Genomic DNA, 14,592 nt, shown 5'->3' on the forward strand with positions numbered 1-14,592 from the left:
ATATTTTTAGACTAATTAGAATATACTTTATGGCATCTAAAACATATTGTTTTACCTATATCAATGAGTTTAATGAAACATGCAAAGCAGAATTCAAGCACAATGAATACCATAATTTAATGGAGCTGCTCTTCGATAGGTACATGGAAGATGTTGGCGACTGCAAAGGCAGAGCTTGGTGTGGGACATGTCATATCCAAATTCTTGACGGCAGTCTTTCTGAAAAAATGGATGCTGATGAAAAAGAAACACTTTCTAAAAGTGAAGCTGTAACTCAAAACAGCCGATTGGCTTGCCAGATACCAGTAAACGCTGAGTTGCATAATTTGGTTTTTAGAATCATGCCACGTACTTAGTTTTAGCATGTGCTTGTTGAGCTTTAAGCGATTCTATTTTAGATGCTGCTTAGGTTTTATGATAGTTGGATCTCAAAAAAGCATACCTCAACATTATGATAATGCGCTGGTAAATGTGAGACGTTATTTAGCTTCTTAGTTCCCAAAAAGTCAAATCCGCAACGTTGATAGTGTGTAATCAGTCCTTCGTTTTTACCACAGGTATCCATTCTTATAAATTGTTTGTTCTGCTCTTTGGCTAAATTGATGGCCCAATCCACGATGATTTTGACGAAGTTGCGACCTCTAAAATCAGGATTTGTAGCAATCCATGAATAAAAATAGACGTATCGGTATCAGCAGCTTCCCATATTTGCGGATCGCTGTACGTGATGGCCCATATGCAAGCAATCTGATCTTCAATTACTAATTTGAACTGTCTGTTTTGGTTGACTTCGGTGCTCACTAACGCTTCATCAAATTGCGGCCAATGGTTTTCTGGGAATTTTATTTTCTGAAAATCAGTCGCGTGTTTGTAGAGTCTAAAAATCTCAGGAATATCTTCTTTTGTGCTATTGGTTATTTTCATTGTTTATTGGTTGAGAACATTTCTGTTAAAATTCATAGTATAGTTTTTTTGACACGTCTATCGGAATCACGAGTTAGCTCAGAGAAGCATGACTGGTTGAATTGAATTTATCAAGAATACTTACACGTACTGAAAAGTCGAAAGATTTTTCAAAAATCAGTGAGTTTTCTTAAAACCTGCCTGAATGATGAACAGGGTCTTATGGTGATGTTTTTCATTTTCCTGGCACTGCTATTCGGTTTCAAGTTCAGTAATCTTTTTAGAATTTCCTTAGTTTCGTGGTTATGCTTTTCCTCTGAAGCTGCGCCCAAAAGCTTTCGATCTCTCAATTTTGACCCAAGATCAACCAATCTCCAAAAGAGAAAAGAATCCTTTGGATAGGCAATTTGAAAGTCCATTATTTTTGATACATCCTGATATTTCTTGAGATAATTTGGCGAATGTAATACCGCATATATATAATCGAGCAGATCTTTCTTATCAAAAATGTCCTTAAATTCATCCCGAACTTCAGGATTATTTGCCATACAAACCTGGCTTTCCATGTCCTTTTCGAGTAGAAAGGTTAGTTTTAATTTTGCTTCAATTTTTTTAATTGCCGCAGGCGAGATGCCGTTAACGTACTTGGGAACATTTGGAACGACTGATTCAAAACTAGCCTTTTTGGAATTTTCGAGTGGAAAATCCTCTGTTTTTAAATTTGGATAAATGAGTTCCTTAGTCACTGAAAAAGTGGTTTTGTCCTGTGGTGCGAGATTTTTGTTGTTTGATGTCATGCCATCCTGGAGTTTATTGCCAAACTTATCCTGAACCGCTTTAAGGTTCTTTTTAAATTAAAATTACAATTTGAGATCTATTCTTAAATGTTCATGCAATGCTTGTCGTCCTTTTGGAGTGACTCTGAGTTCTCGTGTAGATTCAACTTTGTCAAACCAACCTTTAAATATCATTTTCCGAAATATCAAATTTTAAAAACCATTCCCAAACCTTATTTATGACCAAAGGGATAGCATTGGATTCATTTATATAACCATATTCTACCATCGTCCCTGTAATTACAACGCCCAAGTAACCTGCCAGGTGGCTTATGGAATCAGCGACAACAATTAAAACCGCTCTTGATTGTCTGGATATCGTTTAGAATGGAATTTTTTTATAGCTTAATCAATATTACAAATCAATTTCAAGACCAATTGGGCAATGATCCGACCCGAGTATATTGGAATAAATAGTGACTGCTTGTATTTTATCGACTAAAATTTTGCTGACCAGAAAGTAATCAATCCGCCAGCCGGTATTACGCTCTCGTGCCTTGAACCGGTAACTCCAATAAGTATAAGCGACTTCATCAGGATGTAAAAGTCTGAAGGAATCAACAAATTGGTCTTTCAAAAAATTATCCATACCATCTATTTCAATCTGGGTATAACCCGCTGTTTTGTTGTAGTTGGCTTTATCATTTTTAAGGTCAATGGCGCGGTGCGCGACGTTAAAATCGCCACAGGCAATCACAGGCTTGATTGCTTCTAAATTTTTTAAATAGATTAGAAAATCGGCATCCCATTGTTGACGATACGCTAACCGATCTAGTTTTTGACCTGAATTTGGAACATAAACATTGACTAGAAAGAAGTCCTTGTATTCGTTACATTGCACTCTTCCTTCATTATCGTGTGCAGAAATCCCCATGTCGTTAGTGAAAGATAAGGGTTTGATTTTGCTAAGGATTGCCGTGCTGGAATAGCCCTTTCTCTCTGCTGAATTATAGTAGTGATGATAGCCGGTCAATGGCGCTAAAGCCTTTTTCGTTTCATCTACTTGTGCTTTGGTTTCTTGGAGACAAAGCACATCAGGGTTTAATTTTTCAATGGTGTCGTAAAAATCTTTCTGAACAACGGCACGGATGCCATTGACGTTCCATGATATTATATGCATCTTCTAAATTTTTGAGCTTAAATATAATCCATTTAAAACGGATCCAAAAGTAGAGCTTTGAGAACTTTAGTAAATCGTATCGATATTCAAAGATGAAGTTGAAATTGAACTCGAAATGAAAGATATTGAATATTAAAGTTTTGATGGAATGTAGATAAAAAATAATGTGGAGTTTTTTTCCGTTAAGACCTTAGCAAAAAGCCTAAACGCTTTAAGGTTTAATTTTTCTAAACGCTAGGTGTGCAAGGTTTAACACGAGGTGCACAAAAAGGAAAATTTTGAACAACGAATAACGAATGCTGAAATTAAAGTGTCAGTGTATTGAAATAGGGTCAATTCACAAAGAGACTTGTCATGGATGAATTTGAAAACTAATTTCTACATTTAGATAGATCTGAAGTTAGATGTGCATGTGCAACGCTTAATTGACTTTTGAAGATGATCTGCTCTCGGCAGGCACGGCGCTCTAATAATTTTATAATACATCACTAGTGAATATCGTAAATAAAACAGCCGTCATAATCGGTCTCAGCAGCGGTCTTGGTGCTGCAATTTCAGAAGCATTAGTTCAAAATGGGTAGATGTGTTTGGTCTTACCGGTATCAAAAATAAACATCAATTACTTGAGGATGAACTTGGTGATCGCTTTAATGCGGCTGTGTTGGATGTTTCAAATCGTGGCGCTGTAAAAAAATGGGATTAGTGAAATCTTTACCGAAAATAATTGTCCAGAGATTCTTATTAATAGTGCCGGCGCTGGTATGTTCGGTTAAATAGATGAGATGCCTGCAGAAGAATGATTGACTATTCTACAAATTCCCGATAATATGTACATAAGTGATATCACCATCCTTCCATTCAATCCCAAAAATAAAATTGAATTTTCCTTGTCATAGCCTTCGCTACGAGGTCCATGATTACATTCTTAAAATGTGAAATGCAACCCCTTTATGTCTTATGAAATAATCCTCAAAAGTACGCCATATTAAAATGGTCAAAGGGCTAGGTTTCTTGTTAGATCTTAACATAATCTTTAAATTCTGAAGTGATTAGGTTAAAATTTTCTTAAATAAAACTTTTGTAAAATGAAAAATAATATATAATATTGCATTATGTATAACATAATACTTTCTACGATTCAAGCACTTATTTTAACTAATTCAAATAATTTAGTATGAGAAATAAAAATTCTAATATCATGTATATGATATTTATTTTGCTTTTTGCCTTGCCAATGTTAAGCTTTGGTCAGGAACGAGCAATTACAGGAACGGTAATTTCGTCTGGTGATCAATTGCCATTGGCAGGTGCCACCGTCCTCGTAAAAGGGACGAGCACAGGGGTGACCACAGACTTTGACGGAAACTACACTATTAATGCAAGTACAGGATCTGTTCTTGTATTTAGCTATATTGGGTTCAACAAGGTTGAAGTTACAGTAGCAGACCAAACAACAGTTAACGTGTCTCTGGTTGAAGATACTGCAATGTTGGATGAAATTGTCATAACTGGTTATGGTAAGCAAAGCAGGTCTCAATTGACGACCTCTGTCTCAAAATTAGATACGCAGGTTTTAGAAACCTCAACCCGATCTAACGTGGCAACGGCTTTACAAGGTACCATTGCAGGTTTAAGAGTCACTAATACTACCGGACAACCAGGTTCTTCTCCACAAATCGTTTTGCGTGGAGGGACTAATTTCAATGGTACAGGGTCTCCTCTAATATTAATTGATGGTATACCAGGTGATTTTTATGCATTGAATTCTGATGATGTTGAGTCTATTGAAGTCTTAAAAGATGCTGCCGCAACAGCGATTTATGGGGCACGATCAGCGGATGGAGTTATTTTGGTAACTACAAAGACAGGAAAAATAGGAAAATCTTCCATCAGCTATAAGTATAAATATAGTATGAATAATGAAAGAGATGACCAGAAATACCTTGGTGCCGCTGATCATATCAACTATAATAGGCAGTCTATTGCTTGGTATAGAGAAGTGGCAGGAAATCCAGGTTCTTTTGGTGCTTTTTTAGATGGCAATAACAGTGCAGGGACAGGTAATAATAGAACCAACGATCCATTTACAACCCAGTATTTAACTTCTGAAAACAGTTACCTCTTAAATCAACCGGGATGGAAATCCATTCCAGATGTTTTGAATCCAAGCCGGGATATTATATTTTATGACGACGGCGCCATTGGTGACCGTATCTATCAAAATAGTGCGTCAAAAGATCATTACCTATCGTTTGATGGGGGTAATGAGAATGGCACTTATTATTTAGGTTTAGGAGCGTTGGATAATGATGGATTGGTATTGGGCTCTGGATTTGTAAGATATTCAGGAAAGTTTAGTGGTTCTTACAATATCTCTGATAAATTTAAAGTCAATTCAAATATTTTGTACTCACACTCTAACCTTAGTAGGAGTCCATTGGGAGGTGATGATACCGTATTTAGGAGATTTCAAGGCCAGGCGGCAACCTCAAGAACCTATGATAGTAATGCTGACGGTACTTGGTCAGACCAATACGCGCCAGGACAAAATGAAGGTTTTGGAAATCCATTATATTACCAAGATAAATTTGTAAGAAAAAATTTGGAGCAACGCTTATCTGCTTCTGTGGGTATTGATTGGGATATTTTTAATAATGTGACTTTTTCTTTAAACGGAAGCCATTTCACCATTAACAATCACAACGAGAGTTTTAATAAGGCATTTCGCGTTGGTAGTAATGCCGGGCCATTGCGTACTGGGCGTGAAGCTTCTGTAAGTTTAGAAAGAACATTAAGAAATCAATTGACGGGAACTTTGAATTACTCAAAAAAGTTTGGAATGCACAACGTCAACGCGCTGATTGGTGCAGAGTATTTTAAGGATAATATTTTCTTAAGTGGCGCTGGCACTCGAAATTCTCCTTCTGATCTCATTGAGACTTTAAATGCTGGTGCTGAAGCCAATGGTGTGCCGTACAGTTTTGAATCTGAGCAAGTGATTATTTCTACATTTGGACGTTTGCTTTATGATTTTGACGACCGATACCTATTTAGTTTTACCTATAGATATGATGGTGCTTCACGATTGGGAAATAACAAATCTGACTTTTTCCCAGGGGTATCCGTTGGGTGGAACGCACATAATGAACAGTTTTTTGAAGATTCTTCAATCAGCACTATTATTTCCAGGTTAAAACCAAGATTAAGTTATGGTGTCAATGGTAGTGTTAATTCCATAACAAGTCCTGGCGCGAGAGATTATACTGGTAATTATACGGTGTTTGGATCTTATGGTGATCAGGGCGTGTATAACGGCCAAACCGGTTACGCAAATACCGAACTTCCTGTCTTGGATTTGGTTTGGGAAAAATCAACAACCTTTAATGCTGGATTGGATATTTCATTTTTCGATAATAGATTGTCATTTATTACAGATGTTTATTCTAGAGATGTTAAAGATAAGATTTCCAATCTTGAATTACCTTACTATACAGGTTTTCAGTTTATAAGAACCAATAATGGTACCATTAGAAATAAAGGTTTTGAATTGCAGGTTAATGGTGATATCATTCGTAATGATGATTGGACTTGGAATGTTGGTGCGACTTTTACAACCAATAAAAACTACGTCATCAAGCTTCCAGAAAATGATAACGACTTAAATCGACAAGGTGGTACGCTTATCTGGAACTCTGATACAGGTCAAGAAGAATGGGTAGGTGGTTACCAAGAAGGTCAGCGTTCAGGTCATGACTTGGTGGTGGCTTTTGAGCAAGCAGGTATTTATACCACGCAAGCTGAAGCAGACGCTGATAATTCTATTACTGATACGTATATGCCAGTAGCTAGCCGTAACAAACGTTGGGCAGGTGACGTGAAATGGGTAGATCAAAATGGTGATGGAGTTATAGACGGTCTTGACAGAAAAGTGATTGGTCGTACCACGCCAGATTTTATTGGAGGTTTGACGACGAGTTTGAATTATAAAAACTTTAATTTATTCGTGAAAACTGATTTTGCAACAGGACATTTAGTCTGGAACCATATTAGAAATAAGGGTTATGGTCAAACCCAAGGTAACTTGGCCCAACCTGCTGAAGTAGCAGACTCTTGGACTCCTGACAATACCGATACAGATTGGCCACGTTTTGTTTTCGTGAACGGATCCAAAAACGTATGGAGAGGTGGTGAAGGTGGTGATGATCTACAGAATTATGGAAACGAAAAATTCTGGGAAAAAGGTGATTATTTAGCCTTGCGTGAAGTAACTTTAAGTTATAATATGCCTGCTGAATATTTTAAAGGCGCCATTCAACGTTTAAGTATTTATGTAACAGGTTCCAATCTGTACTATTTTAAAAGTATGAGTGGTGATACCCCAGAAGTTGGTGGTGTAAGGTATGGTGATTTTCCAGTGCCAAAGACAATTACCATTGGTTGTAACGTAACATTTTAAATTTTAGAAGATGAAAAAGTACATAATTATATTTATTGCTGCAATCACATTCAGTGCTTGTGAAAGTGAATTAGAAACATCAAGCCGAAGTGAGTTGACGGCAGCGGGATTTTGGGATACCGAGGAAGGTGCAAAAACTGCACATACCGGATTGTATGCCAACTTTAGATCGTCTGCCGGAACATTATGGCAATTGGGCGAAATGAGAAGTGACATTTGGGGAGGTCGTACATTTGAGTCGCCTTTCAGTGAAAATCTCATCGAAAATAACATCACAATTGCCACAGCGCCTTTTGGAGGTTGGGCAGGTTTGTACACAAGAATACACAGGTTAAATGACTTCTTGTTGAACGTGCCAAATGTGGAGTTTCTAGATGAATCAGAAAAGAACCATTTAATTGGTCAAGCTTACGGATTAAGAGCATTTTATTATTATACATTGCTTAAAACTTGGGGAGATGTGCCTATAATTACAGAGCCTTTAACTGATTTGAATCCGGAGGGATTAAGTAGAGCAAGATCGCCTAAAGCAGATGTCATGGACTTGGTTAAGTCTGATTTGGCAGCATCTTTGAACGCTTTTGGATCTGATAACAGTTTTTATCAAGGCCGCAAAATATTCTGGTCTAAAGCTGCAACCTTGGCTCTTAAGGGTGATGTATATATTTGGTCAGGAAATTTAATGGGAGGTGGTAATGCTGATTTTACAGAGGCTAAAACAGCCTTACAGCAGGTGTCTTCTTTCGGCATAAGCCTAGAGCCAAGTTTTTCAAGCTTATGGGGAGTGGATAATGAAGATAACGAAGAGTTTATTTTCGCCATCCAATACCAGCAAGATGAGGCTGAGAATTTTTATAACAGTTTAACGGGGAGGAGTACAGAAATTAACCCTCAATTTGATGATAATGGCAACTCCATGGAGAATTTTGTCATTGCCGGAGCTAACAGGTATGGTCCTTCTGAAGAAACCATCTTACTTTTAGATGATAACGATGATAGTCGTAAAGATGCTACTTTTATCAGTCTTTATACCGATGATAATGAAGGTGCTGGATATCCAAATTATAATGAACCAAAGTATTTTGGATCAATCTTTAATAAGTTCCTAGGAGAGGTGATTGGTTCAGAACGTATTTTTCAAAATGATGTGCCAGTATATAGGTATGCCGATGTGGTTTTATTGTTAGCAGAAGCAAAAAATCAATTGGGTGAAGATCCGAGTGCTGAAATTAATCAAATACGTGAAAGAGCTTTAGGAGCAAATTATGTAGGAGCCACAGATGGCTATGTCAACGGTTCAAAAACGGCCAATGCTAACGCCATTTTAAATGAGCGCTACAAAGAATTTATTGGTGAAGGTAAAAGATGGTGGGATTTAAGACGCGCTGGAAATAGTTTTGTTATTGACAATATAAGTTTTTTAAATCCTGGTGATGAATATTTGTTAGAATTGCCAATCACTCAGGACATGATCGGAAGAAATCCTTTATTGGATCAAACACCGGGATATACAAATTAGTTGAGTAATTTTGTTTGAGTTAGTCAGAAAAGAGAGTTTTGCGTAAATCTCAACTCTCTTTTTTTTAGTGGAACCCAAAATTCAAAAGCGAAGCGTATTGAGTTTTGATGGTTGAACTAATCCCGCTCGTTAGCAGGATCTAAGCTCCTGTCTGCCGACAGGCTGGCAAAACATAAAAGCGACTTGGGCTGAGCTTGTCGAAGTAAGCACATGATGTTGTGCCGGTTGAACACATGCCATTTTTTGGTGAGATATAAACCTAAAAGCAAGGCGAAATGAGTTTTAATGGTTGTTCCAATAGCTTTTGGGATAGCGGGCTCTCAAATATATAGTACGGCTTAAAAATAATTCCAAAGACATTTAGAAAGTATGAAAATAAAAAACCTAATCGCAGCAACCTATGCGCCCATGCATCAAGATGGTTCATTAAACACCGGTGTTATTCCTAAATACCATCGTTTTTTAATTAAAAATAAAATTGCGGGTGTGTTTATGAATGGTTCCACTGGTGATTTTGTGTCCTTATCTACAGAAGAAAGAAAGGAAATAACGACGGCTTGGTCCAAAAACAAATCATCAGATCTTTATCTGATTGATCATGTTGGCGATCCAAGTCTAAAAGTGGCCAAAGATTTAGCCACACATGCAGCCGATAAGGTAGATGCCATAGCTGTTTTAGCGCCTTACTATTTTAAATTAAATAGTATTGAAAAATTAGTTCAGTATTGTAAAGAGGTTGCCGCATGTGCGCCAAACATTCCTTTTTACTATTATCATATTCCAGTTTTAAGTGGTGCTAATTTGAATATGCTTGACTTTTTAAAAGCAGCATCCAAAGAAATACCAACCTTGGAGGGCATCAAGTTTACAAATAATAATTTGATCGATTTCTTGCACTGCAAACATTTTGAAGGTGGGAAATATAATATCTTGTTTGGGTTTGATGAAATTTTTATTTCCAGTTTGCCATTAGGGGCAGAGGGATGGGTGGGAAGTACGTACAACCACATGGCACCATTATATTACAAAATAAAAACCTTGTTTGAGGCAGGCAATATGACCGAAGCCGCAGAGTTACAAAGAAAAGCTATCCGATTTGTTGAGATTTTAGACAGTCATGGTGGTTTTAACGGTGTTGCAAAAGGCTTTATGAAAACCTTTGGCATTGATTGTGGGCCTAGCAGATTTCCGCATACAACCTTAGGTGAAGAGGCTTATAAAGGTATAAAAGCAGAGTTGGATGCTATTGGGTTATTAGAACATTTGAGTGATTACTAGCAATTTTTATATTTTGAAAAGAACCAAGCTTAAATAATTATTTTAAGTTTGGTTTTTTTTTAACCTAAGAACAATTTATGGATTATGATATTGGACAAATTAGAAAATATAGAGCTTTATAAAGCAATTCATCCGGGTGTTGCCAAGGCTTTGGATTATATAAAAAATACGAACTTCAATGAGTTGCCAATGGGCAGACATGAGATTGAGGGTGATGATCTTTTTGTGATTTATAAAGAATATCAGACGAAGCAAGTGGATGGAAATCTTTTGGAATCACATCTAAAATATATAGATGTTCAATATATTATTGAAGGTGTTGAACAAATGGGGATTACCATGCGCCACGGTCAAACACCTAAAAAAGCTTATGACAACGTTGACGATTATATGTTATTTGATGAGCCTTTTGATGTCATCACAGTCCATAAAGGAATGTACGCAATTTTTTTTCCAGATGATATCCACATGCCAGATATCACTACCGGAGAGCCATCAAACGTAAAAAAAGCAGTTGTTAAAGTTAAAATTCGACATTCTTAAGAACTCTATCAAAATGAGGCTCTAAATGACGTGCCAGCCCTTTTCTGAACTTTTCTTTATTGCCTTCTTTCAGGTAGTCTAAAAGTTGACGGTGGGATACAAATTTTTTGGAATAGGTATATGTTCTGGCATCTGCCATTTTGTGGTCATGTACATATTGAAAAACGGGAAGTAGTATGTTTTGAAGTCTGTGTAGTGTTTTGTTACCAGACATTTCGTAGAGTTTTCCGTGAAAAGCAACCTCGTTTTTAAGGCTAAAAACGTGAGATTCTATTTTGTCAATTTCCATCTCGTCTACAATTTTGCCCAGCTCCACTAAGTCTTCATCTGTTTTACGGGCAAATACAAGATCCACCATCCCCATTTCCATAATTAAACGTAGCTCAAAAATATCCTTTAAGGTTTCATCACCAACCAAATTGGTCTCCATTATTTTTGCGAAATTTTCAATAAAGTCTGGTTGTGAGAGCACCATGCCTTTATGCTTTTTTGAATCGATAATGCCAATGGTTCTCAGTCTGGTCAAAGCTTCCCTCACAACCGTTCTACTGACTCCAAGAGCGTCTGCAAACTCCATCTCCTTTGGAATAGTGTCGCCTACTTCAAGTTTGTTGGATTTAATATATTCTGTGATTCGTATTTCAACTTTGTCAACTAAACTTAAATTGGTTAACGGTTTAAGGCCTACGCGGTTTTTCATGCTAATTTAATTTGTACAAATGTAATTTATAATTCTAATTTCATTAAGTTTGTATTATGTATAACATATAACGTAAATATAAGGGTTTACCTTTAAAAAGTACGTTTAATTTTTAATAAATATTAGGTTAAATGAAATATACATCACTCTACAAAAATACGCTCCTAAATGATATTATTCCATTTTGGGAAAGAAATTCCATTGATTCCGTACATGGTGGTTATTTCACTTGCCTGGATAAAAATGGAACCGTTTATGATACGGATAAATTTATGTGGCTTCAAGGCCGACAGGCCTGGACGTTTTCGATGCTTTATAATACGGTTGAAAAAAACGAGAATTGGCTAAAAATAGCCAAACATGGCATTGATTTTATCATAAAACATGGAATGGATAAAGATGGTAATTTTTATTTCTCAACCACAAAAGAAGGAAGACCATTGGTGCAGCCTTATAATATTTTTTCAGATTGCTTTGCGGCTATGGCGTTTAGCCAATACGCCATTGCCTCAGGAGATGATGGCATCAAAGAACTCGCAAAAAAAACCTATCTCAATATCTTAAGGAAAAAAGACAATCCTAAGGGGTATTATGAGAAAACAACGGGTGAACGGTCTTTAAAGAGCTTTTCGCTACCGATGATTTTATCCAATTTAGTATTGGAACTGGAAGGTGTTTTGGACGTGGAGGAAGTCAACAAAACCATTGATTTCAGCATTAATGAAGTTATGAATGTCTTCTTAGATAAAGAATCAGGGCTTATCTATGAATTTGTGCGATCGGATGGATCGCATGAAGATAGTTTTAACGGACGTCTTTTAAATCCCGGTCATGGTATCGAAGCCATGTGGTTTATGATTGATATTGGTGTTAGAAGAAACGATGCCCAGCTCATTGGCAAAGCGGCAGATACCATTTTGCGAATTTTAGACTACAGTTGGGATAAGAAATACGGCGGTATTTTGTATTTTATGGACGCCTTGGGAAAGCCACCACAACAATTGGAGTGGGACCAAAAATTATGGTGGGTGCATCTGGAGGCATTGGTGGCATTGTCCAAAGCTTATGAACATACGGGTAGAAAAGAACTTATGGAGTGGTACGAAAAGGTTCATGAGTATGCCTGGTCTCATTTTTCTGATCCTGAAAATGGCGAATGGTTTGGTTATTTAAATAGGCAGGGGGAAGTATTGTTAGATTTGAAAGGCGGAAAATGGAAAGGCTGTTTTCACGTTCCAAGAGCCATGTACCAATGTTGGAAGACTTTTGAACGCATTGAAAATAAATAAAATTAGTGACCATGGAGAAAACCATAAGACCATATGTATTGGCGGAGTGCAATTGGAAAGCCGTTAAGGAAACCAGGTATACCGTTGCTATTTTGCCGTGGGGCGCTACAGAGGCCCATAATTACCATCTCCCATATGCTACCGATAATTTTCAAGCGGAATTTGTGGCTATTGAAGGCGCAAGGAAGGCTTGGGAAAAAGAGGCAAAGGTGATTGTGTTGCCTACCATCCCCTTTGGTGTCAATACGGGACAAATGGATATAAGTCTGTGTATGAATATGAGCCCGAGCACGCAATATGCGGTTCTCAAAGATGTGGTTGAGGTTTTGAATGGACATAATATTCAAAAATTGGTGATTATCAATTCCCACGGAGGAAATAACTTTAAACAAATGATACGGGAATTAAGTTTAGATTTTCCAAAAGTATTTGTGTGTTCAATCAACTGGTGGCAAGCATCCAATGCTAAATCTTATTTTGATGAACCAGGAGACCATGCTGGAGAATTGGAAACCTCTGCCATGCTACATATTGCGCCCCATTTGGTGTTGTCTTTGGATGATGCCGGAAATGGGAGCGCTAAAAAATTTAAAATAAAAGGCCTCCAAGAAGGTTGGGTGAGCGCACAGCGCCAATGGACACAGGTCACTAAAGATACAGGAGTGGGAAATCCGGTAAGGGCTACCCAAAAAAAAGGCAAAGCTTTTTTAGATGTCGTTGTTCAAAATGTCGCTGATTTTTTAGAAGAATTACATCAAGCCGATGTCAATAATATGTATGAATAATTAATTTTAAAGTCTATTAATATGAAAAAACTAGTCGTAGTACTCATCTCAGCATTCTTTTTTAATTGCGGTGTAAAAGCTCAAAAAGCCACTAGTGATGGGGCGCCGGTATTTCAGGATTTGTTCAACACTTCTATGACGGAAGGCGTTGAATGCTACCGAATTCCTGCCATTATAACCGCGCCAAATGGCGATGTTATTGCTGCTATTGATGAGCGCGTTCCGGGTTGTGGCGATTTGAAATTTAGTAGGGACATCAACATTATTATTAGACGAAGCGCTGATAATGGGAAAACTTGGTCCAATATAGAATCGGTAGTTGATTTTCCTGATGGACAATCGGCATCTGATCCTTCTTTGATTGTAGATCATGTGACCAACGAAATTTTCATGTTTTACAATTTTATGAATTTAGATACTGAAAAAGACATCTATTATCTTCATTTTGTGAAAAGTGCTGATAACGGTAAAACATGGAGTAAGCCGGTTGATATCACCTCTCAAATTGCAAAACCCGAATGGAAAAAGGATTTTAAATTCATAACTTCAGGCAGGGGAATTCAAACACGCTCCGGCAAATTGTTGCATACGATGGTGAATCTCAACAGTGGACTTCATCTATTTGGAAGTGACGATCACGGCAAAACGTGGTATTTTATAGATACAGCTATTCAGCCAGCTGACGAATCAAAAGTGATTGAGCTTGTTGATGGTACCTTAATGATAAATGCACGTGTCAATGGAAAGGGAATGCGCTATGTGCACACCTCAACTGACGAAGGCAAAACATGGACCACTAAAGAGGCGCCAGAATTAATTGATCCGGGCTGTAATGCAAGCATCATTCGTTATACAGCAATTGAAGATGGTTATAAAAAGAACAGACTTCTTTTTTCCAATGCCAAATCAGAAAAAGGACGCGTCAATATGTCGGTACGTATCAGTTATGACGAAGGCAAAACTTGGTCAGAAGGTAAAACTATTTATGAAGGACCTTCAGCATACTCAGACATGACCATTCTTGAAAACGGCGATATCGGATTGTTTTTTGAACAGGATGAATACACAAAAAATCCCTTTGTTAGTTTTTCTTTAGACTGGTTGACGGATGGGAAGGATTCTTACAAAAAGCCGAAAAAATAGAATATAGGAGTTGATATTTC

Annotated in this window: 13 protein-coding genes; 8 read left to right on the forward strand and 5 right to left on the reverse strand. The window is 37.3% G+C overall.

All coding sequences use genetic code 11. From position 1 onward, the window contains the following. Window positions 1–29 precede the first annotated feature (29 nt). Complete coding sequence (locus G525_RS20620; RefSeq protein WP_051209868.1) at window positions 30–356, forward strand: 2Fe-2S iron-sulfur cluster-binding protein; 327 nt, start codon at window positions 30–32, stop codon at window positions 354–356. Between the two features lie 56 nt (window positions 357–412). Here the strand turns inward: G525_RS20620 and G525_RS22840 are convergent, their stop codons facing one another. The 4 genes from G525_RS22840 to G525_RS0109190 all read right to left on the reverse strand — a co-directional run bounded on the left by G525_RS22840 (window position 413) and on the right by G525_RS0109190 (window position 2,859). Continuing rightward, window positions 413–664: a GNAT family N-acetyltransferase gene (locus G525_RS22840; RefSeq protein WP_342662754.1), complete on the reverse strand. Its 252-nt coding sequence runs from the start codon at window positions 662–664 to the stop codon at window positions 413–415. Beyond that, entirely contained in the window at window positions 595–924 is a 330-nt protein-coding gene (locus G525_RS22845; RefSeq protein ID WP_342662751.1) for a hypothetical protein, read from the reverse strand. Before G525_RS22845 ends, G525_RS22840 begins: the two co-directional genes overlap by 70 nt. 149 nt (window positions 925–1,073) lie before the next feature. Continuing rightward, window positions 1,074–1,700, reverse strand: a complete 627-nt coding sequence (locus G525_RS0109175) for a type ISP restriction/modification enzyme (protein WP_027125912.1) — start codon at window positions 1,698–1,700, stop codon at window positions 1,074–1,076. Between the two features lie 394 nt (window positions 1,701–2,094). Beyond that, window positions 2,095–2,859, reverse strand: a complete 765-nt coding sequence (locus G525_RS0109190; RefSeq protein WP_027125913.1) for an exodeoxyribonuclease III — start codon at window positions 2,857–2,859, stop codon at window positions 2,095–2,097. A gap of 1,174 nt (window positions 2,860–4,033) precedes the next feature. On the opposite strand from G525_RS0109190, the gene G525_RS0109200 reads away from it, so the two are divergent. From G525_RS0109200 to G525_RS0109215, 4 genes are all read left to right on the forward strand, one after another. Next, window positions 4,034–7,315 (forward strand): SusC/RagA family TonB-linked outer membrane protein, encoded by a 3,282-nt coding sequence (locus G525_RS0109200; protein WP_035479374.1) that lies wholly within the window; start codon window positions 4,034–4,036, stop codon window positions 7,313–7,315. 10 nt (window positions 7,316–7,325) lie between these two features. Then, entirely contained in the window at window positions 7,326–8,834 is a 1,509-nt protein-coding gene (locus G525_RS0109205) for a RagB/SusD family nutrient uptake outer membrane protein (RefSeq protein WP_027125915.1), read from the forward strand. Between the two features lie 369 nt (window positions 8,835–9,203). After that, the gene (locus G525_RS0109210; RefSeq protein ID WP_035479375.1) at window positions 9,204–10,112 is read left to right on the forward strand and encodes a dihydrodipicolinate synthase family protein; all 909 of its coding nucleotides are present in this window, start codon (window positions 9,204–9,206) and stop codon (window positions 10,110–10,112) included. 84 nt (window positions 10,113–10,196) lie between these two features. Further along, on the forward strand, window positions 10,197–10,655 hold the full coding sequence (locus tag G525_RS0109215; protein WP_027125917.1) for a NanQ anomerase/TabA/YiaL family protein: 459 nt from the start codon (window positions 10,197–10,199) through the stop codon (window positions 10,653–10,655). Here G525_RS0109215 and G525_RS0109220 read toward each other — a convergent pair. Further along, window positions 10,636–11,355: a FadR/GntR family transcriptional regulator gene (locus G525_RS0109220; protein WP_027125918.1), complete on the reverse strand. Its 720-nt coding sequence runs from the start codon at window positions 11,353–11,355 to the stop codon at window positions 10,636–10,638. The two genes, G525_RS0109215 and G525_RS0109220, sit on opposite strands and share 20 nt — an antisense overlap. A 131-nt stretch (window positions 11,356–11,486) precedes the next feature. On the opposite strand from G525_RS0109220, the gene G525_RS0109225 reads away from it, so the two are divergent. From G525_RS0109225 to G525_RS20630, 3 genes are read left to right on the forward strand one after another with little or no spacing between them, the layout of a single operon-like run. Continuing rightward, window positions 11,487–12,644, forward strand: a complete 1,158-nt coding sequence (locus G525_RS0109225) for a n-acyl-d-glucosamine 2-epimerase (protein ID WP_027125919.1) — start codon at window positions 11,487–11,489, stop codon at window positions 12,642–12,644. A gap of 11 nt (window positions 12,645–12,655) precedes the next feature. Further along, the gene (locus tag G525_RS0109230) at window positions 12,656–13,429 is read left to right on the forward strand and encodes a creatininase family protein (RefSeq protein ID WP_027125920.1); all 774 of its coding nucleotides are present in this window, start codon (window positions 12,656–12,658) and stop codon (window positions 13,427–13,429) included. 21 nt (window positions 13,430–13,450) lie between these two features. Further along, window positions 13,451–14,572 carry a sialidase family protein gene (locus G525_RS20630; protein ID WP_035479377.1) on the forward strand — a complete coding sequence of 374 codons (1,122 nt, stop codon included), beginning with the start codon at window positions 13,451–13,453 and terminating at the stop codon, window positions 14,570–14,572. Window positions 14,573–14,592: the final 20 nt, after the last annotated feature.

The organism is Gelidibacter mesophilus DSM 14095, assembly GCF_000423005.1.
GTDB classification, from domain to species: Bacteria; Bacteroidota; Bacteroidia; order Flavobacteriales; family Flavobacteriaceae; genus Gelidibacter; species Gelidibacter mesophilus.